This window comes from Bremerella sp. TYQ1, from assembly GCF_020150455.1.
In the GTDB taxonomy this organism is placed as follows: domain Bacteria; phylum Planctomycetota; class Planctomycetia; order Pirellulales; family Pirellulaceae; genus Bremerella; species Bremerella volcania_A.
Window position 1 is genome coordinate 3388638 of the sequence record NZ_CP083740.1, and the last position, 20735, is coordinate 3409372.

The window sequence follows — 20735 nt, forward strand, 5'->3', positions numbered from 1 at the left end:
CAGGGATACGACTTCCAACAATTGCTGACATGCTGGCCAATGAACCAACGAAATACTCGCCTGACCTGGCTTCGCTATACGATTGCGATTGCCGTGTGCTTGGGGCTGGGGGCGCTATTGGCGTGGCCGGCGTTCGAGATGCTTTGGCTCTCCGGCACCGATGAAGACTTCGTCAGCCGGCAAAATCGTCTCGATCAAATTCAGTGGGTCCAGACGATTCTGATCGCCGCGTTTCTCTATACGTGGTTCTTTTTCTTCGGGGCAACCGTTGGCAGCTTCCTGAACGTTGTCATTTGGCGAATGCCGCGCGGAGAAACGGTGGTCTCTCGCCCTTCCCGCTGTCCCTTTTGCAGTACTCAGTTGAAGTGGAACGATAACGTCCCGGTCTTCGGTTGGATCATGCTTGGTGGCCGCTGCCGCACGTGCCGACTGCCGATTTCGCCCCGATACCCGATCATCGAAACGGTCGTGGGGCTGATTTTCCTGTTGCTTTTGCAGTTTGAAGTCTTAAGTGGCGGAGGCAACCTGCCAGGCATTGAAGCCATACGGCTTTCCCATGCCAGGGCGATGCTGGAATTGCAGTTTCCGCTGCTTTCCATCTACGTGTTTCACTGTTACCTGTTCAGCCTGATGGTTTGCTGGGCCATGATTGCGTGGGACCGCTCGCGCATGCCACTGACGCTTTGCGTGTTGGGCTACGGCGTAGGCTTCCTGGGACCGATGATCTGGCCGAATCTTTTGCCGGTTCGCTGGGGCGAATTCGAGGCCATGAATGTTGTCGATGCCGAGCGCATGGAAGTCTTCCTGACGCTACTCTGCGGAGCGATCGCTGGTAGCTTATGGGGAATCGTGCTGCGAAAGTTCGTCTCGCGGCCAGAATCGACCGACCAATCACGCCGACTGGGAATACCGATCATGATGGTTGCCGCGGGGCTGTACTTCGGCTGGCAAGCAACGTTTGCGATTGCCGCGATGTCGGTACTCATGGCCCTGGTGATTTGGCCTCCCCTCAAACGGATCGGCCGCGTCGATTTCGCCGGGGGCTTGGAACTGTCGATCTTGGCGAGTAGTTTTTTGCTGGTTTTGACTTGGAATCAGTGGCATCAGCCGTTTGGCTGGAGCGATTTGGCTACGGCAGCCGTTCTGAGCGGAGTTACCGTCGTGCTGGGCCTACTGCTGACGAAGCTGACCTGGCGGCCGACAATCGACCTGACGCGATTTCAACGGCCGATCAATGCCGAGCAGGAAGAATCGCCCGATCCGCAACTGCTTGCCTCGACCGGCACAATCGCTGAGAATATTCAGTAGAAGATGCATTTGGCCCCTACCCCGGGCCGCCCAATCCTGGAAACTTTGTCCAGGGAGAGAGATATGAGCCTGACCATTATGCGGCGTATTAAGTTTTGCGCCGGGCACCGACTTTACAAACATGGCGGAAAGTGTGAGTTCTTCCATGGCCACAACTACGTTGCGGACTTCCACGTCAGCGGAGACGAGGTAGACGACGTCGGCCGCGTGATCGATTTCGCCGAGCTGAAACGCCTGTTCAAAGGCTGGATCGACGAGCACTGGGATCATGCATTCATATTGAACGAGAACGACGACAACGGCATTCAAGCGTTGAAACAAGTCGTTCCGTGCAAGATGTACATCCTGCCGACCAACCCGACCGCTGAAAGCATGGCGACCTACCTCTTGGAAAAGGTTTGCCCCAAGCTGCTCAAAGGAACCGGCGTGACTTGCAGCAAAGTCGCCATCTGGGAAACCGAAGACAGTTTCGCCGAAGCCAGCATCGACACGGCCGGCAATGTGCAAACGGTCGCTGAACTTTCCGAACCGATGATTTCGTAAGAAGCGTTTTGAGGGCTTGGTGTTCCGGTTTTAGCGAGTAAAGCCCCCCTGCACGGGCACCAAGCTGAAGAGACTTCGATCGCTCAACGTGCGTTTCTGCTGAACACCGAACACTGAATACTCCCTCGATGACCAACAACTTAGCTAAGATCGGAATTGTTACTGTCTCAGACCGAGCCTCCAGCGGCGAGTATGAAGACCGCGGAGGTCCGGCCATTCGTGAGTACCTGGATGAAGTGATGACTTCGCCGTGGGAAGGGGTCGCCAAAGTAATTCCGGACGAACGCGATGTTTTGGCTCAAACGCTGATTGGTCTTTCGGATGACGTCGGCTGCTGCTTGATTATCACGACCGGCGGTACGGGACCCTCCAAGCGTGACCTAACGCCTGACGTGACCGAGCAGGTTTGCGACCGCATGATGCCAGGCTTCGGCGAACTGATGCGGAAGGTGAGCCTTGAAAAAGTCCCGACGGCGATCCTTTCTCGCCAAACGGCCGGACTGCGTGGGGGCTCGCTGATTATTAACTTGCCAGGGCAACCGAAAGCGATCGGGGAATGCCTTGACGCGGTCTTCCCCGCGATTCCTTACTGCATCGACTTGATGGAGGGGCCGTACCTGGAAACCAACCCAGAGCGGATCCAAGCATTTCGCCCAAAAAAGAAATAGGCGACTTCCACACGGCAAAATAAAAGGAGCCCCGATGTATGCTACCGGGGCTCCTTTTCTCGTTTCTTGCGAGAGGGTTTACCTCTACATCGGCTGAACGCCGATGGCACCTACCTGGGTTTCGAGGTACTCAGGGGCCTGTAGCTTCGCCAATTGTCGTTGGACATATTCCTGGCGTCGCTCCAGCTCTTGCTTCATGTCGCATTCGAGGTGGCTTGAATCGGCGAGAGCAGCTTCGAGCGACTTCATGTGGCTTTGCCACAGTTCGATGTCCCGCTTCTGCTTCGTCGAGAGACGTTCCTGATACCAGTCGCTCTTGAGCAGTGATTCTCGCGTGAACATTCCGCGGAACTCTGGGTCGTGGACCGTTTTCCCTTCGTACGAACCAGTCGCCATGATGTGCAGCAGAGCCTTCAATGGCGGACAAGCTTCTTCGATCGAACCGTCGTCCAGGTAACGCTGAGCGACACGCTGCTGTACCTCGGCGATATGCTTGATACCGTCGATGTAGTCTTCCATGCCTTGCGTTTCTGGCTTGAGGATCGACTCGTCGAAGACCGACAGCGGATAGTCGAACACGCGCCCGAAGAACATTCGCACGAAGCCGCGAGTAATCCGGTAACCGAGTCGGCTGGCCGGAACGGTTTCGCCTTCATGCTCGAAGTCGTCGATTCGTTCTAGCATGCGCTGACGAATGAGGAACTCAGGGTCACGTTCTTCCGGCGAAAGTCGGCACCAGACTTCCGGAACCAACAAGCTGATGTCGTGATCGACTCGGACGTTCGGTCCGATATAACCAGCCGCCGTCGAAAACCCGCCGAGCCCGGTAAGAATGTACCCGACTAACGCCTGATTCAAGTCGGCCGTCGGACGCAGGCAATTGAATGGCCCCTTGGTGAGAGCCCCTTCGCTACCAGCCCCAGTCGTCGAAGGGCTTTTGCCGGTCAGCGACGCGACGAAGTCCATGAACAATTCCGGCAGTTCCTGATAATGGATCGGCCCGTAAACAGCCAAACCACGAATGCCAGCTTCCTTATCGGCCGGATTGTTACGGCGACCGCACAGCACAGCCCCCACCGGTTGATGCAGTGGTTGCGAAGGCTTCAGCTTGCGATAAAGCCGCGCCCCCATCTCGCCAACGTACTTCGGCAATGGGTTTTCCAGATCAGGTCGCGTTTGCAGATAACGAGGATTCTTCGTTGGCACACCGTTAACCAGACGAGGGTTCGCCGAACTGACGACGTAATCTTCGTCCGATTTCAGGAACTCGCCTAAGAAGCTCTTCATCGGCTCGGTAAACGAATCGAAGTCGACGGCGTGTGTTGCCATCTGATCGACGAAGTCTTTCGTTAGTGGCTCGAAGTTCGAGATGAAGTTACTTGGCTTAGCCAAGTCGATTTCAGTTTTCTTATCGAAACCACGATGGATTGCTTCGTCAGGTCGCTGGAATAAGCGGTTCTCGCAGTTAATCGTGAACTTCGAGGCAACCCCATCCCCTTGCGGCTCGAAGTCGCTGAGCAATGCGTTGGGGACAATCACCGACGCACTAATATCGTCCTCGGTTTGAACTTTGTCCGACGGCATGAAGTCTTGCCGCAACTTGAACGTTCGCCAGCGACTGTCCTTGTTGAAGCCGACACGCAGATAGGTACCGACCAGGTGACGGTCGAGCACTTTCAGTTCGTGACCGGGAACACCGTTGACGATATCGACGCCAAAGTATTCGCGCCAGTTGTCGCCCCATTCCGGCAGCATCAGACGCTTGATGATAAAGACGATCGAGGTAATGTGGTGCGGGATGTTGCCGAGCCACTCGTTGTACTCGTCGGTGTAATCCAGCGACGGCGTCAGCAATTTGATCACGCTACCCAGGGTTCGATCGGCCGAAAGGATCGGACGCGATGGCCGCGAGGAGTAGTCCGGTCGCTTCGGCGAGTCAGCTTTCCAGCGATCGGAATAGTCGCGTTGGAAGATCTCGTCGACCATATCGAGATCTTTCTCGATATCGGAAACAAAGATCGGCCCGTAAAGCGTGAAGTCGGTCAACGACTTGCTGATTTCGCTTTTTCCACCACCACTAACGGTACATGGCTTGTGACAGAAGACGCCTTCGGCCGTGCTCCCGACAAGTCGCCAGCTGGGGGCAGCCGGATGCTTTTCCATTCGGATTTTATAGCCGGACGGAGCAATGTAGTACTGATTGGGAAGCAGCGGCAGGCGATGCTCCTTACCATCGCGCGTCCACTTGATGCACTGATCGGCCATCGTCGCGCGGGCATCTTCCGGAATGTAGAAGACTTCCGGATGCAGCTTATCGACCCCGTATCCTTCCGGCTGGAAGTCAATCAGATCGCCGTAGTCTTGCTTCACGTCGTCGATCGTGCGGCCGTTGTACTTCTGGCTGTTGACTTGGAATTCGTCACCCAAGTTCCAGCTGGTGTAAGCAATGCAGCCGCCGGCATGTTCTTCTTCGGTATCGCCGTAAAGGTTGGCCGCATAGCTGATCTGTGTTTTGACTTCCTTCTTGCAATAGCCGTAGTAGTTATCGGCAATCAGGGTGACCACCACACCACTGGCATCACGGCAAGTCAGCTTGAACGCCATGCCATCGTTGTACAGTTCCGACTCGTCTTTCCAACACATCGAGTCGTTACGTTGACGCTCGGTAGCATCGTCCCAATGTGGAAGACCAAGCTCTTTCTTGGTGTACGTCCCCAAGTGCGGAGCCAAGATCACACAGCCGGTGTGGCCGGTCCAGTGCTCGACGTCGAGACCAGAATCGTTCTTCGAGATGTACGGATCGCCGGCGTTGCCAAAGATCGATTCGACAAAGTCCAAGTTACTGACCAACTGGCCTGGCACGAAGAAGCGAACTTCCATCGTCTTTTCTGGAGTCACGCCGGGTACTTCCGGACAGACGATCGGACGCAGCAACAGCGAGACAATACTATGGGCCGGGTTATCGCTATCGGCCGTGAATGGCAGCAGTGTATCTTCTTCAGGTGGATTCACCGCAATCTGGAACATCTTCATGAAGACTTCCCGCGGCACGGCGCGTTTGTCGCCTGCGATCGGCAGGCCACCTTCGGTCACGTGGAAGGTCCCCTTCGTCGTACGACGGTCGTGACGAGGATTGTGCAGCACACCATTGGCAATGCGGTACGATTCGACCAGTTCGCTCTTGAAGGAAGAACGATTCACAGGAATCGAAAGCTCGCGTGCTACTCCATGTCGTTCAAGCGTCAGCGTACGACGTGGCAGCTTAAGTGGTTCGCTTGGTTTCAAATCGCGGAAGTAACGCTGCAGAAATGCTTCGATACGCTGATCGATAGGAGCAGGTCGATCGTACAGCAGGCGTGTCTTCTCGTGGTAGTTCGCAAGAAGCCCCTTGGCCAAACCAATAAACTGTGCGTCGCTTTCGTCGAGCGCCGGAGGCAGTTCATTGGCGATCAATTGCAAGTTGATGTAGCGAATCAACTCTTGTCGTTCCGACTTCGGGTCAAAGACTTCACCGGGCTGACGAATGCCAAGAGATTCTCGTAGGTCCATGCGTGGCACCAAGTTGTTGAGAGTGCAAGGTTGTCATTTTCTGGCCTGATCCTACCCAACAAAAACGGCTCGGTCACGGGTCACCACACCATTAGGAATTCGAACGGAAAACGATTCCGCATTACACACCCAATAAAGGAAGATGTTTGTTTTGGGCAAGAAAATTTTTCTGACCGAGTGCCAAACTTAATCCGCATCCGGCAGGAATGCCTGACTGACACAGCCATGATGGGCCTGAGAAACGGTCGCGGCAAAGTCGGCCAGATACCCACGCGTTCGGGGAATCTCAGGTGCCTTCCATTCACGGCGGCGCTCGGCCAGGATGGCGTCGTCAACATGCAGCGTGAGATCGCCGGCGGTGAGATCGAATGAAATCTCGTCGCCATTTTCGACTAAAGCAATCGGCCCGCCAACGGCAGCCTCCGGCGAACAATGCACCCCGATCGCTCCGTGCGAAACGCCAGAGACTCGGGTGTCGGAAAGGAATGCCACTTTGCCGTCAAGCTTTGGCGTTGCCAGCGCGGCCGTGGCGACCAACACTTCCGGCATGCCTGAGGCAACTGGGCCAAGGTACCGCAACACGATCACACTGCCTGGCTGAATTTCGTCTCGCTCCACGGCCTCGACAATCTTTCGGGCCTCGTCGAAGCAAATTGCTTTGCCGCGGAACGTTGGCTCCTTCATGCTGCTGACTTTAAACACAACGCCGCCTGGGGCCAGGTTGCCGAAGCAGATCTGCATGTCTGCATACGGTTTGAAGGGCTTCTCGACCGGCACGATGAGATCCTGATTCCAATCGATCTTTGGGGCATCGGCAAGATTCTCGGCAACCGTTTTCCCAGTGACAGTGATGCAGTCTCCATCGAGCATTCCCTGCTGCAGGAGGTACTTCAGAAACATGGGCGTCCCGCCGAGCTTGAAAAGATCGAACATCGTTCGCTTGCCGCGCGGAGCAAAGCTGCACAGCACCGGAGTTTCGCGACAAATCTTTTGGATGTCCTGCAAATGGAAATCTACGTGGGCTTCACGAGCAAGTGCCAGGAGATGCAAGACGCCATTGGTCGAACCACCCATCGCAGCCACGGCACGGGTTGCATTGATCATCGATGCGCGCGTGACGATGTCGCGTGGGCGGATATCTTCGGCCAGCAGCCGCCTGACCATCGGACCAATGTTTTCGCATTCCGCAATCTTGGAAGGATCGTCGGCAGGGTTGCTGCTGGAATAGGGAGCGGAAAGTCCCATCGCTTCCAGGGCAATTCCCCAGGTGTTGAACGATGCCGCGATACCACAGCCGCCAGGCCCAGGACAAGCAGTTCGCAAAATCTGATCCGCTTCGTCATGCGACATCGCACCGACGCTCGCCGCAGCCTGAGAATCGTAAACATCGAGAATCGAAGTATCGTGACCACGGTGGCAGCCTGGCTTGATGCTTCCTCCATTGACGATCAAGCCGGGATAGTTCAGCCGTGCCAAAGCCATGGCGAATCCAGGGCCGTTTTTATCGCAGTTGTGCATGCCGATCAGGAAATCGTAACCATGCGAACTGGTCACGCATTCGGCTGCGTTAGCAATCATATTTCGAGAAGGCAAACTCGCATTGCCCCCTTCATGCCCCTGCGTGATGTTGTCGCTGACCGCTGGCGTTCCGAACGGAAAACCAATCAGACCTTCCTTTTCGCACCCTTGCTTAATAAGCGTTGCGAGTCGGTACGCATGGACGTTGCAAAGATTGCCTTCCAAAAGTGGCACGCCGATACCAACTTGCGGCTTATGGAAATCCTCTTCCTGGAAGTTGAGACCGTAATAAAACGCGGTCACTCCGCGCTGCCAGCCTTGGGTCAGATTTCGGCTATTCCAATTGAGAGGTCGTTCCATGGGAGGGTTCACTTGAGAATGGCATGAAGGAAGTCGAGGTAACCAAGTAGTATGCCGGGCCCTGGACCAAACCTCAAGCGAACCAACATGTCGGGGGTGGTCGCGAGGACGAATCAACCAAGAAAAGAAAAACGCCGGCCGCGTAGAGGTTCGCGAACCGGCGTCTTACTCATCCAAGGAAAATGCACGTTGAGGGCATGTACCCCTTAGCTGTTCGTTACTTCAATCTTCTTCGGCTTCGCTTGTTCCGACTTCGGAATCGTGACCGAAAGCACACCATTTTTGAAGCTGGCTGAAACGTTCTCGTCGTCGACCGGCATGCCGAGTTTCAGCACGCGTTCAAACTTGCCGTAGACATGTTCGACGCGGTGCCAGCGACGATCTTCCGATTGCTCTTCGGTCTTCCGTTCGCCAGAGATCGTGAGCTTGCCGTCGTGCAGTTCGACGTTGACATCTTCCGCACCTAGGCCTGGCAGTTCGAGATCGACTTGATAGCTGCCTTCCGACTCTGAGATGTTCATCGCCGGCATCCAAGCCCCAGAGGCACTTTGCCGTACCGGGCGGAAGAACGATTCAAACAAGTTGTCCATCTCGCTCGACCAGTTGGCCAAAGCGTGAGACTTCGATTCCGATTGGGTTTGTGGACGTACCATTTTGATCAACCTTTCCATAAACAGTTCCTACAGAAGTTGAAACAAAACCGCACCAAATTATTTGGGTTTGCAAACTCAGTTTCTTTGTCGGTTTGAGTGCCTCGGTGTGGCGAGGCGACAGCCAGAAATGCAACGAGTGTGCCAATCGCCGGTGAACGAAATTGGCATTTCCGCAAGTCACTACTTTCTAAGGACTTGTGTAAGAGCAGAACTTTCTTGCTGCCAAAACCAACACCGCAGTGTCACTGCCAAAATGGCACTGGTTGTCATTTCGACAGGCAGAAAAGCCGTCGAGAAATTGTTTGGAGAATCCACAGGGCTAACGGTTGACATTCGACAAACTGTCCCATAAAAAGGAATGCAACTGAGACTCAGTTTCATTTAACTAGCTAACGAATGAGTCTCTGCCGCAGCCAGCCGTCGCCTTTGCGATGCCAGCCACGCCACCGTGTCAGGGCTTCTTTTTCCTGCCCTAAATCCTTCCCTGGTTGGTACTTACAAAGGTATTTTTACGATGTCGACTCGGTCGTCTCGCAATGCATTTACGCTGGTAGAACTGTTGGTGGTGATTGCTATCATCGGTATTCTGATCGCTCTCCTGCTCCCCGCCGTCCAACAAGCCCGGGAAGCTGCCCGCCGCATGAGCTGCTCGAATCAGCTGAAACAAGTTGGCTTGGCGATGCACAACTTCCACGACACCTTTGGTGAATTTCCATTCGCGATGCGAGACCGTGAAGAGGGAAGTTCGGTGGCGACATATGACACCGGTTGGATCCAAATCCTTCCTTTCCTCGAACAAGACGCCGTTGCGAGTCGCTGGGATCCAGAAGAACGGCGAAACAGCACCGTTGATACCGATGGTGATGGCTGGACGAACGCGTTGCTTCAGCAAGAGATTATCCCAAGCTACCTGTGCCCGACGATGACCATGCCCACAGGGCCAGTGGGAGGTTCCGAAAATCGAGCCCCTAGTAGTTACCAATTTTGTACGTTCAGTGATATCGACCTGCAGTATGGTTATGCTTATCGAGCCTCAGGCGTTCCTGAGCCAGCATGTGATGGTGCGATTATTCTTACCAAAACGTTCACGGATTCGGATAACCCAGCAGGACCCAACCACCGCGATGCAACCAAGTTTCGCGATATGACGGATGGTACGTCCAACACTTTTATGGTTGGTGAAACGGACTTTACGCCACGAGGTGTCCCATCGACTGAATATGGTGCCATTTGGTCGTACGGTTACTTCTATGGCTGGGGATCGAGCTATCACCCCTTCAACAAGCATGACCACACGACGACAACCTACGGTGGCTTTCGCAGCCAGCACCCTGGCGGAGCCCACTTCGGCCTGGTTGATGGCTCCGTTCGATTCGTTGCCGAGACATTAAACGAAGACATCTACCACGCGATGTTTACGCGTTCCGGAAGCGAAGTTGCACAACTACCGTAGCATTTCCCTCCGATCGATCCCCAACATCTGGCAGAGCTACTAACTGCCAGATGTCTCCGCCGAGCTCAAACCTTTGAGAAGTCTTCCAATGCGAGCATTCTGTTATTGGCTCATTTGCATGGCCCTGCTTGGAGTTATGGCTTGTAGCAGCCAAAAAGCCAACAGTCCGTCATCCCCTCAAGAGACTGCCAATTTAACTCTGGAATCTTGGCATCAGCTTCCACCTCATGAAAAGTATGATGGAGCTACACTTGAGCGACTTCGAATGCATGATGAGAAACTCGTCAAATCGAATCGCGCTTGGAAGAAGTTCATGAACGAAGTTGTTATTCCGGAAATGAAGAAGGACATTCCTCCGCCTGCGAACCATTAACTTCCACATCAAACTTCACCCGGCGACAGGGGATGGGAAGTCGCCGGGTGAGGTTTTTGAGAGCGGACATACGAAAAAGGCCGTAGCAACTGCTACGGCCTTTTTTATTGTGGGATGCTCAGTGGGCGATTAAGTCAGCCCGGTCAGGGGGCCGTCGCCGCAGTAGTCGGGGTTGCCGAACGTCTTTTGCGGATAGCCCATCGCTTCGCAGAGATTCATCAGCAAACGATTGTGCGGGACCTTCTTGAAGTCGAGGGCCTGACCCATCTTGAAGCCGAGACCACCCCCAACGAGAACAAACGGAATGTTGTTGTGGGTGTGGGAGTTCCCCTTACCCAGTTCGTTGGTCCAGACAATCGTGGTATTGTCGAGCATGCTACCATTGCCACCGGGCTCAGGCGTTTCCGACAAACGCTTGGCCAAGTGAGCGACTTGTTCGCAGTACCAGGTGTTGATCTTGATCAACTTCTCGTAAGCGTCTTCGTTGCTATCGGGCTCGTGCGACAAGCCATGGTGCCCTTCGTCGATGCCCAGCCATTTCATCTTTGGCTGACCTACGCTGTTGGTAATCTGCAGCGAAGCGATGCGGTTCATGTCGTGCACGAAACCGTTGACCATCAACTCGATCTGCATCTTGGTGATTTGAGGAATGTTGTCGTTGTCTTCGCGAACATTCGGCGGCAGTTCAGGAATGGCATGATCGAGCTCGGCTCTTTCATCCTCCGATTGTTCCGCCTTTTGCTTTTGCTGCTGAGCCATTTCGGCCTGAAGTTCCAATTCGACTTTTCGCACCATTTGCATGTGCGTGTCGAGCAGCTGGCGATCTTCGACGCTGATCAGCTTTTCAACCTTCTTAAAGTCGTCGGTTAGATCGTCGAGCACGCTGGCAAGCATGGCTCGGTTCTTGGCCTGACCGTACATATTATCGAACATCTGGTAAGGATCGTCGATCGGGGCGACCGGCTGATTTGGACCAGCGTACGACCAACGCGTCCATGTGTCGGCGCGATCGGGAACCATGACACCAAACTCGAGCGAACCGAATCGGGTCTGGGTGTCGGCATTGGCTTGCAGTTGATTCTTCAGGTACTGATCGACCGAGATCCCCATGGCCCAACCGGCTGGGGTATCGGATCCACCTTGGACGTCGCCGGGGAACAGTTCGATCCCTGTTAGCAGACAGCCCATGCCGCGCATATGACCGTCGCCATCCCCTTTAATCAGGTTGCCGATGCCCTTGATGGTCATCGTCTGCTGCTTGAAAGGCTCGAGCGGCTTGAGGATCCGCTGCATGTCGTAGTCGGAACCGAGCGTCTTTGGCCAGAAGTGGTCTGGGATCACGCCATTAGGGCTGAAGATAAACACCAGACGCTTCTTCGGCGCGGCTTGGGATGCCCAGCCGAGGCTTGGCAAACCGGCAAGCAGATTCGCGGCGGCAAAGCTGATGCCGGTCTTCTGCAAAAAGTCACGTCGTGAAAGTTGATGCACCATAGGTTCATCCTGCGATCTTGGCGTTGTGGGGTTCCATGGCCGCGATCACTGCGATCTCGACCAACAAAGCGCGGATGCTATATCCACTATTCTTAAACTTCTCAGTCAGTTCGTCCAGCTTATTCGGCCCATAAGCGGCCACCGGCTGTTTGACGAAATGCTGAAACGCACGGCTGACAAATGCCCGATGGGCGTCGTCACTATTGGCCAAAAACTGGGCCAACTCTTGCTCGTTCTGAAAGGTGACCTCTTGACCGTCACGGGTCGTGTACGAACCAGTCGAGTCGATAGGTCGTTCTTTTTCCAGTTCACGAAAACGACCAACCGCATCGAAATGTTCGAGCGTAAATCCGAGGCCGTTGATTCGTGTATGGCATACCTGGCAGCTTTCCGGGCTGGTCTGCAAAGCCACACGCTCACGTGTCGTCAGGTCGGGATGCAAGTCAGGGCTCAGAGGCGTGAACGCATCATTCGGTGGTCGCAACGTCCGACCGAGCACGTAGCGAATCAAAAAGACACCACGATGAATGGGAGAAGTCGAATCGGTATAGGCCAAGCCACTCATCAAGTAAGGATGCGTCAACAAGCCGAGACGATGCTTGCCGTCGCTGGCCGTCTTTCGCAAATCTTGCGGGCGAGGTCCGCGGGGCTGCTTGTCTTCCTCAGGTATCGCAACTTCGGCTGGCTTCCAAGCATCGCCGTAGAACTTCGCCATTCGATCCGACGAGTAGGCCCAATCCGCAGTGAAGAACTGTCGGTAGTCACTCTTTTCACTCCAGACGACGTCGTCCAGGAATGCGTCCAGCGAAGCTCGCATGTCGGCGACCAGTTCAGGCTCAAATCCAGGGAAACGTGCTTCGTCCTTGGTAATCTCGCCGAAGTGCCCGACGTTGAGCCATTCGTGCAGCATCTCGCGGGTCTTGCCACGTGTGCGGTAGTCGTTGACCATTCGCCAGGCAGCGTCCCGAACTTGTTGTTCGTTTTGCAGCTGATTCTTCTCGACTTTATCCAGCAACCACTTATCGGACGGAATCGAATCGTAGAAGGTCAACGCCAAACGATTGGCGGCCTGCTGCGAAGGAGAATCGTGCTTATCCGTTTGCGGGTAGAGGAAACGTGGCGATTTGAGCGTCATCAATACAACTCGGCGAATCGCCTCGTTGTCGTCCGGCGATTGAGCAATCTGCTGATTTATGTACAGCTCTTTCAATTCATCGGAAAGCTTCGTGCGAAAAGCGACTTCGACGAACTCGGTAAGGAACGACTTCAGACGCTCGCGGTTCTCTTCGGTGATTTTTTTGTTGCGACGACTGTAGTGAGGCCAAAGCTCTTCGGCGGCGACAATTCCGAATTCGATTGCGGCGGATGTGGTCGAGTCGTCCCATTGGCGATCGACAGCAATCCCGCGTTCGAAGCCGTAGCTTCGATCATCGGGCGGCAACTTGGTTTGCAACGAGTAGGTTGGTTCAGTCGTCCATGGAATCAGATTCCGCTCCGGAATCAATTGCTCCGTACCGTGCGGCGGAACCCACGAGAGCGAAATCATCGCCGGTGGTTGTTCGGTCTTACGCTTTCGCTGGACGTAGTCGATCTTGAATGGATACGCGCGACCAGCGGTCAGGCGAACCAATTCCCGGAACTCTGTTTTATCACCAGATTGAACGTGGTTATCGATCAACGTTCGACCCAACTTGCCGAAATCCATGGTGAACGAAACGGTGCTGCGAACGACGATTTCGTAGTCGCCGGTCTCTTCGGCAATGATGCTGCCGTTCCAATGGATCAGAAAGTCTTCTTTGTTGATGCCTTCGCCGGGACTCTCACGACCGAAATCGAAGTCGATCATGGAATCGACGCGTTCGATCTTTTTATTCTCATTCTTCCAACGAGCCCCAGTGAAGTAGATACCCTTCACACCACGTTCTTCCGTATAGCCAGGCGTTCCGTGGAAATGGCTGTAGATGTCGGCCAGGCTTTGACGAAGCTGGTTGCCAGTCAAACGGGCCAGTGAGATTTGTGGTGGACGATTACGTATTCGAGCGGCTTCACTGTAGAACGCATAATGCATGTAAGCGGCGACGGCTTCCGCATCGGGACCAACACACGACTCGGCATCCCCTTCCGGCATCGTCTTAACGATTTGGTGCGAGAGTTCCCCCAGACTAGCATCTCCAACCAGCGGAGATTCGTACGCACCGACAACCCCTTCGCCATTTTCGCCATGGCAGTCAGCGCACATGTTGGTGTAGATCTTCTTTCCCTTGTCGCGCAAGGCTTCGTCGTTGGCCCAGCACAATTGACTGACGCCAAGCACCGCCAAGAGCGCAAGCGGAAGGATCTTTCCAGCAGATAAAGCGAAGGACTTCATAGGTTTCCGGAGGTGTTTTGCAGAAAGGGTATTACGGCCCGGCCGACGTTCCTCATGGAATATAAACGTCGATGTTCTACAAAACTGACAGGTGGGGAAGGAACGGAGGCGGGATCACCGTCGGCAGGTCGACTATGTATTACATCGTCGTTAACTGCCTACAGTTTTTCCTGAAATGTCTCAGGTCATTTTATTTTACACGAGGCCGCCAGGGTAAGTCCAATAGGAAAACCCTTTGATAGTCATAAGTTGCGGCTGATACACGGCTCCCCGGACGGGTGGAACGCAAGCATGTTCCCCCAGATGGCACCAATGAATGAAGCTTGCCTAACCCTTACCGTTTTGCTTCTTCGTACGCTTACCCTTATTTTCGGCTCCAGGATCGTATTTCGGGTGCGGCTGGCTGGGAATTTTGGCCCCAACGTGCTGATGCCACTCGATGAGATCTCGCACCAATTCGTCTCGTTTTTCTGGATTTTTAGCCGACAGATCGTGCCGCTCACCGATATCGGCCCGAAGATCGTAGAGTTCGACGGCACCGTTTTGCGGCAGATTATCCATGCCCCCATCGAGCACCCACTCTTCGTGAAATAGGTGCAGCTTCCAATGATCCTTATTGATCACGCTGACCGGACGCGATCGAAACCCTGTTCGAACATCCAACGGACGTCCACGCGTGACAGGTCGATCCAGATAACCAGGAAAGTACCAGAAGATTGCTTGGCGTTTGAGTTCGCCGTCGCCGGTCAGAAGCGGCATTAAGCTTTCGCCATCGAGCTTCTTATCTTCTGGAACCGCGATGCCAGCCGCATCGAGAATTGTTGGGTAGAGATCGACTTGAATGATCGGCGTATCCGATTTGCTGCCTGCTTTAATCTTGCCTGGCCAACGAATGATAAACGGTTCGCGAATGCCTCCTTCGTAATAGCCTCCCTTATTTCCACGCAGTGGCTCCTGTGAAGATTGTGGCGTCGCTCCGTTATCGCTCGTAAAGATCACCATCGTCTTCTCGGAAAGCTCTAGTTCGTCCAGCTTCTTCAGGAGACGCCCGACACTTTCATCCAAGTCGTACGTGCACGAGGCATACATTACCGACTTGTGCTCTTCCCCTTTTGTCTTCTCTTGAAACTTCGCAACCGTCTGGGGTTGCCCTTGAAGCGGGCCATGAATGGCGTGATGCGGCAAATAGCAGAAGAATGGACGATCGCGATTCTTTTCGATAAACGCACACGCTTTATCAGTCAGGGTAAATACACCTTTCGGATCGGTAGGCGGCCCTTTCTTATTGGTTTCAGTCCCCTCCTTTAACTCGCCATCCCCGAACGAATCGTACGTTTCATCGAAGCCTTGTTCGCTTGGCTTGGCACCATCTTTGCCGTCCAAATGCCATTTACCGAAATGACCGGTCACATAGCCAGCATCTTTCAAAGCTTCAGCGAGCGTGTAGCTAGAAGCGCTCAGTCCGTCACTGTTAGGTGTCGGTACCAAACGCATTTCATTCTTCTTACCCCGCTCGGTGTTGTAGACAGCGTACAAACCATGCCGCGGTGTATATTGCCCAGAAAGCAAACAAGCACGGCTAGGAGCACAGTTCCCAGCACACGCATACCCTGCCGAAAACGTCATCCCCTCTTGAGCGAGTTGATCGATCACGGGGGTTTCGTAGAAGTCGCTACCCTGGTAGCCGACATCTTTCCAACCAAGATCGTCGGCGTAAATCAGGACGAAGTTTGGACGCTCGTCCGCCGAAATAGAAGTCACACCCAGGAAAGTAAGTAGCAGAGCGAACAGTACGACACGAGACATCGGTGACTCCCATAAAAAAAGCTGACGAAACTTTTGCGGTTTCATCAGCCTAGTGTAATCAACTGAACGTACGATTGCACGCAGCGAGTGATTATTCGGCACGTCGCATCGGACGTTGACGTCGCGGTTGCCGTGGAGAGACTTCAATCGGCTTGTCACTCACTTCAACGTCTTCGCCAAGTAGTGTCTTCGCAAGGAACGCTTCGACACGTTCATTGATTTCCTGACCGCCGAAACCATGCCCTCCCCCTTTGACATGCACAAAGGTCGAATCGACGCCAGCTTTTTGAAGTGCGTCGTGGAAGTCGACCGACTGCTGAAACGGAACCGTGGCGTCTTCCGTTCCGTGCAGAATCAAAAATGGAGCGTCTTCCTTCGAGACATGCCTTTGCGGCGATGCCGACTTCGCTACGTCAACGTTCTCTTTAGCAGGTCCGCCGAGCAATTTACTTTCCGGCGAATCAGGGCTGTCGTGACGCTCGAACCCAGCCGGTTCTCCCATCGTCAACATGTTCGCAGGGCCGAAGAAATCGACCACTCCGGCAACCGTAAGATCTTGATCAGCATGAGGGCCAAGCTTTCCGTCTAATTCTTTCACGTCGGCCGAAACGCCCAGCATTGCCACAAGATGACCACCGGCGGAACTGCCCCAGACAACGATCTTTTCAGGATCCCAATTGTACTTTTCGGCATTGGCTTTGACCCAACGTAGCCCGGCCTGACAGTCATGAATTTGCGACGGCCAGCTGGCTTCATCGGTCAGGCGATAGCCAATCGATACAGCCACATAATCGCCTTGGCGAACTAACGGCATGGCCCGGCTTAAGAAGGGACCGCGTGTGCCACCTTGCCAGCCGCCCCCATGAATAAGCACGATGACCGGCAGTGGCTTTTCCGTGGACGGCTTTTCCGGGATCGCGATATCGAGCATTTGGCGATCATTCTTCCCGTCGAGATAGGGAATGTCTCGAGTAACTTTTACGCCTTGCACGTTGTTGTCTCGTTGATTGTTTTGGCCCTGACGTGCTCTTTGCATTTGGGCCCGGCGCTGCTCGAAAGTATCAAATTCTTTTTCGGAGATACTGCCATCGGAATCAGCATCAAGTCGATCGAAAAACCGCTGAACTTGCATCGGCAATTCATCTTTTTCGATCTTACCGTCACTGTTGCGATCGAGTCGATCGAAAGAGGGTGCTTGAGCAAACGCTGCCGAAGCTAACAAGAGACAACCGAGCACCGAGAGACACCGCGCTGAGCATTTCATGGCCAGCCCCCTGGAAAGAAATTGCGAAGTTAGGAAAAGTGTGGGTTCGACTGTTAAACCCCCACTCTATCCGTAAAGTTTCGCAAAAGCCCTGAAAAAGGGCTCTCAGGTATCGCTCGCGATTCCTAATGGGCGTGGTGCGTCGCGTTCTCTTCGGTTTCATGATCGGTGCAGTCCGCAGGCTCCTGGCAACGTTCCTCTTCCGGAATTCGGCTGCATGTTGGCGATGGATTACTACAGGCATCGCAGATAGGGTTGCCGACGGAGTCCTTGAAGTTATTCAGCCCGCCGCAACTTCCTTTGATCCGGCGATTGCTGAGGATCACACCGACCGCCATTCCAGCCAAGGCGATCGCGAATACGCCTACGGTGATTAGCAACATGGAAAGCATTTTCAGTCATCCTCTATTTCATTTGGTATTGCTGCCAAGCGGTGGTAGCTTTGGTCTCAACATTGCCGTCTTCTTTCCGCATTTGGAACAGCACGGCCAAGTTGTGCTCCTGAGCGAAATTATATCCCTCTTCAGGCCCTAAGACCAAAAGAGCGGTCGCGTAACCATCGGCCATTGCACATTCTGGATGGAGCACACTGACAGAAGCCAAGTCATGTTCGACGGGCCGCCCTGTCTTGGGATTGATGGTATGGGAATAGCGTTTGCCGTCGTGCATAAAGAAGTTTCGATAGTCGCCTGACGTTGCCAAGGCTTTATCGTGTAAACCGACGACAATACTGAAGTTACGCTGGTTATCCGACGGCGTTTCAATCCCAATCATCCAAGGTTCGCCATTCGGCTTGAGCCCTGTCGCGCGTACTTCGCCGCCGATCTCGACCATAAAATCGGTCAAGCCTTCCTTTCGCAACAACTGGAAAACGGCATCGACGCCATACCCTTTGGCGATGGCGGACAGATCGACATAGGTTTCGTCTTGTTGCTTCCGCAGCGCCGGCGGATTGCCTTGCGTTTCAACGTGCCGATAGTCAACAAACTGGTCGGCCGCCGCGATCTCTTCGTCGGTTGGAAAGCTCTTGCGCTGTTTGTCTGGACCAAATCGCCACAGATTGACAACTGGGCCAACCGTGACATCAAACGCCCCTTCGGTGGCATCACTGATCTGCTTGGCATCGTGAACCACTTTGACAAGTTCCGAAGAAACCGAAACCCAGTTGTTAGCCTTCGCTTGGTTGAATTGGGAAAGCTCCGACTGCGGATCGTAAGTCGACATTTGCCGATTGATCTCGGCGAGAAGCGAATCGACTTTCGGCTGCAGAGACTCCAACCGCTTGGCACCATCGGGACCTGTAACCGCGCGAACGGCGTAGGTCGTCCCCATCGTTTGTCCTTGAATGGACGCGACCGGCTCTGGCGGGGTTTGTGTTTGGCACCCAAGGAAAACGGCCAGCCCCAGAAGGCCGGCCGTGATGTAATTTCGCATGACGTTTCGCGAGCCGAACATGCTCGCCAAGTGAGGGCTTAGCCGCCGAAGTCGTCGAAGCGGATGTTTTCCGGTTCCACGCCCAAGTCGTCCAGCATTTTGAAGACGGCTTGGTTCATCATCGGTGGACCACACATGTAGTATTCGATGTCTTCCGGAGCCGGATGATCCTTCAGGTAGTTTTCCAACAGAACCTGGTGGATAAAGCCGGTGTAGCCGGTCCAGTTGTCTTCCGGCAGAGGATCGGACAACGCGATGTTGAACTTGAAGTTCGGGAACTGTTCTTCGATTTCACGGAATTCTTCGACGTAGAACAATTCACGCAAGCTACGACCACCATACCAGTAAGTCACCTTGCGGCCGGTCTTCAAGTTCTTGAACAACTCGAAGATATGGCTACGCAGCGGAGCCATACCAGCACCACCACCGATGTACACCATTTCAGCGTCACTGTCGTTGATGAAGAACTCGCCGTAAGGACCGCTGATGGTCACTTTATCGCCAGGCTTGCAGTTAAAGATATAACTGGAAACCTTACCAGGAGGCGTACCTTCGGGAGCACGCGGTGGTGGCGAAGCAACACGGACGTTGAGCATGATAATGCCCTTCTCGCCCGGGTAGTTGGCCATGGAGTAAGCGCGAATAACCGGTTCGTCAACTTTGCTGGTGTATCGCCAGAGATTGAACTTGTCCCAGTCTTCGTGGTATTCCTCTTCGATGGCGAAGTCTTTGTACGCAAGTTCGTGCGGTGGGACTTCAATCTGAATGTAACCACCAGCTTTGAACGGAACGGACTCGCCTTCCGGAATCTTCAGCTTGAATTCTTTAATGAAAGTGGCGACGTTGCGATTCGAGATGACTTCGCATTCCCACTTCTTCGTTTCCAAAGCTTCGTGCGGAACTTCGATTTCCATGTCCTGCTTAACAGCGACCTGACAGGAAAGTCGATATCCTTCGCGAGCTTGTCGCTTGTTGATGTGCGAGCGTTCCGTCGGCAAGATGTCGCCGCCACCGCTCTTCACACGCACGACGCACTGGGCACACGTACCACCACCACCGCAGGCAGAGGAAACGAACACGCCCTGATCGGCGAGAGCATTGAGCAACTTGCCGCCAGCTGGAACGCTGATGTCCTTGGTATGCTCGTTGATGTCGATCGCGACGTCACCGGAAGGAACCAAGAGCTTCTTGGCCAAGAGAATGACGGCCACCAGCAGCAGAACCACTACGGTGAACATGCCGACGCCGAGAAAAATTGTACCCATTGCAATGTTCTTCCTGATGCCAGGAGTCTGTCAATTTTTTTCAGTGGTGAGCCGAAACGATTGGCTTACAACATCCCGCCGAACGACATGAAGGCCATCGCCATCAGGCCAGCGGTAATAAAGGTAATGCCCAGGCCTTTGAGCCCGTCCGGCACGTCGCTGTATTTCAGTTTTTCACGAATACCAGCCAACGCGGCAATCGCCAATGCCCAGCCAAAGCCAGCCGACAGGCCATACACAACGCTTTGACTGAAGCTGTAGTTACGTTCAACCATGAACAACGAACCACCCAGGATGGCGCAGTTCACGGTAATCAGCGGAAGGAAAATACCGAGTGCGGTGTACAGCGGCGGGAAGTAACGGTCGAGCGTCATTTCCAGGATCTGCACGATTGCCGCGATCACACCAATAAAGGTAATCAACCGCAGGAAGTCGAGGTCGACCGAGGCGTAGCTTTCGCCGAGCCAGTAGCCGAGGGCCCCCTTCTTCAGGAAGTTAAAGTAGATCAATTGATTAACCGGAATGGTGATCGTCATCACAACAATCACGGCCACACCTAACCCGAGGGCTGTTTTCACGTTTTTGGACACCGCCAAAAATGTGCACATCCCGAGAAAGAATGCGAGAGCCAGATTTTCACTGAAGATCGCCTTAAGGGCGATGGTTAAATGATCTTCCATCG

General features: G+C 54.0%; 16 protein-coding genes. 5 read left to right on the top strand and 11 right to left on the bottom strand.

Annotated features, from left to right (window positions below; all coding sequences use genetic code 11):
• Positions 1-39 precede the first annotated feature (39 nt).
• The 3 genes from LA756_RS13445 to mog all read left to right on the top strand — a co-directional run bounded on the left by LA756_RS13445 (position 40) and on the right by mog (position 2519).
• Positions 40-1308, top strand: coding sequence for an A24 family peptidase (locus tag LA756_RS13445; RefSeq protein ID WP_224435241.1), 1269 nt, complete (start codon positions 40-42; stop codon positions 1306-1308).
• Between the two features lie 63 nt (positions 1309-1371).
• Positions 1372-1851 (top strand): 6-carboxytetrahydropterin synthase, encoded by a 480-nt coding sequence (locus LA756_RS13450; RefSeq protein ID WP_224435242.1) that lies wholly within the window; start codon positions 1372-1374, stop codon positions 1849-1851.
• Positions 1852-1979: 128 nt separating this feature from the next.
• Positions 1980-2519 (top strand): molybdopterin adenylyltransferase, encoded by a 540-nt coding sequence (gene mog, locus LA756_RS13455; protein ID WP_224435243.1) that lies wholly within the window; start codon positions 1980-1982, stop codon positions 2517-2519.
• A gap of 84 nt (positions 2520-2603) precedes the next feature.
• On the opposite strand, the gene LA756_RS13460 is transcribed toward mog, so the two are convergent.
• The 3 genes from LA756_RS13460 to LA756_RS13470 form a co-directional block, all read right to left on the bottom strand.
• The gene (locus LA756_RS13460; RefSeq protein WP_224435244.1) at positions 2604-6068 is read right to left on the bottom strand and encodes a hypothetical protein; all 3465 of its coding nucleotides are present in this window, start codon (positions 6066-6068) and stop codon (positions 2604-2606) included.
• Between the two features lie 186 nt (positions 6069-6254).
• Positions 6255-7946: a dihydroxy-acid dehydratase gene (locus tag LA756_RS13465; RefSeq protein ID WP_224435245.1), complete on the bottom strand. Its 1692-nt coding sequence runs from the start codon at positions 7944-7946 to the stop codon at positions 6255-6257.
• A gap of 206 nt (positions 7947-8152) precedes the next feature.
• Complete coding sequence (locus LA756_RS13470; protein ID WP_224435246.1) at positions 8153-8599, bottom strand: Hsp20/alpha crystallin family protein; 447 nt, start codon at positions 8597-8599, stop codon at positions 8153-8155.
• 514 nt (positions 8600-9113) lie between these two features.
• On the opposite strand from LA756_RS13470, the gene LA756_RS13475 reads away from it, so the two are divergent.
• Both LA756_RS13475 and LA756_RS13480 read left to right on the top strand, forming a co-directional pair.
• A complete protein-coding gene (locus LA756_RS13475) occupies positions 9114-10052 on the top strand; it encodes a DUF1559 domain-containing protein (protein ID WP_224435247.1) in 939 nt (312 codons plus the stop codon).
• An 88-nt stretch (positions 10053-10140) separates the two neighbouring features.
• Positions 10141-10425 carry a hypothetical protein gene (locus LA756_RS13480; protein WP_224435248.1) on the top strand — a complete coding sequence of 95 codons (285 nt, stop codon included), beginning with the start codon at positions 10141-10143 and terminating at the stop codon, positions 10423-10425.
• 129 nt (positions 10426-10554) lie between these two features.
• Here the strand turns inward: LA756_RS13480 and LA756_RS13485 are convergent, their stop codons facing one another.
• The 8 genes from LA756_RS13485 to nqrE all read right to left on the bottom strand — a co-directional run bounded on the left by LA756_RS13485 (position 10555) and on the right by nqrE (position 20733).
• The gene (locus tag LA756_RS13485) at positions 10555-11916 is read right to left on the bottom strand and encodes a DUF1552 domain-containing protein (RefSeq protein WP_224435249.1); all 1362 of its coding nucleotides are present in this window, start codon (positions 11914-11916) and stop codon (positions 10555-10557) included.
• 4 nt (positions 11917-11920) lie between these two features.
• On the bottom strand, positions 11921-14284 hold the full coding sequence (locus tag LA756_RS13490; protein ID WP_224435250.1) for a DUF1592 domain-containing protein: 2364 nt from the start codon (positions 14282-14284) through the stop codon (positions 11921-11923).
• Positions 14285-14611: 327 nt separating this feature from the next.
• Positions 14612-16090, bottom strand: a complete 1479-nt coding sequence (locus LA756_RS13495) for a sulfatase (RefSeq protein ID WP_224435251.1) — start codon at positions 16088-16090, stop codon at positions 14612-14614.
• 91 nt (positions 16091-16181) lie between these two features.
• The gene (locus LA756_RS13500; protein WP_224435252.1) at positions 16182-17354 is read right to left on the bottom strand and encodes an alpha/beta fold hydrolase; all 1173 of its coding nucleotides are present in this window, start codon (positions 17352-17354) and stop codon (positions 16182-16184) included.
• A gap of 125 nt (positions 17355-17479) precedes the next feature.
• Positions 17480-17746, bottom strand: a complete 267-nt coding sequence (locus LA756_RS13505; protein WP_224435253.1) for a hypothetical protein — start codon at positions 17744-17746, stop codon at positions 17480-17482.
• Positions 17747-17759: 13 nt separating this feature from the next.
• A complete protein-coding gene (locus tag LA756_RS13510) occupies positions 17760-18788 on the bottom strand; it encodes an FAD:protein FMN transferase (RefSeq protein ID WP_224435254.1) in 1029 nt (342 codons plus the stop codon).
• 38 nt (positions 18789-18826) lie between these two features.
• Positions 18827-20053: an NADH:ubiquinone reductase (Na(+)-transporting) subunit F gene (gene nqrF, locus LA756_RS13515; protein ID WP_224435255.1), complete on the bottom strand. Its 1227-nt coding sequence runs from the start codon at positions 20051-20053 to the stop codon at positions 18827-18829.
• A 65-nt stretch (positions 20054-20118) separates the two neighbouring features.
• Positions 20119-20733 carry an NADH:ubiquinone reductase (Na(+)-transporting) subunit E gene (gene nqrE / locus LA756_RS13520; RefSeq protein WP_224435256.1) on the bottom strand — a complete coding sequence of 205 codons (615 nt, stop codon included), beginning with the start codon at positions 20731-20733 and terminating at the stop codon, positions 20119-20121.
• Positions 20734-20735 lie beyond the last annotated feature (2 nt).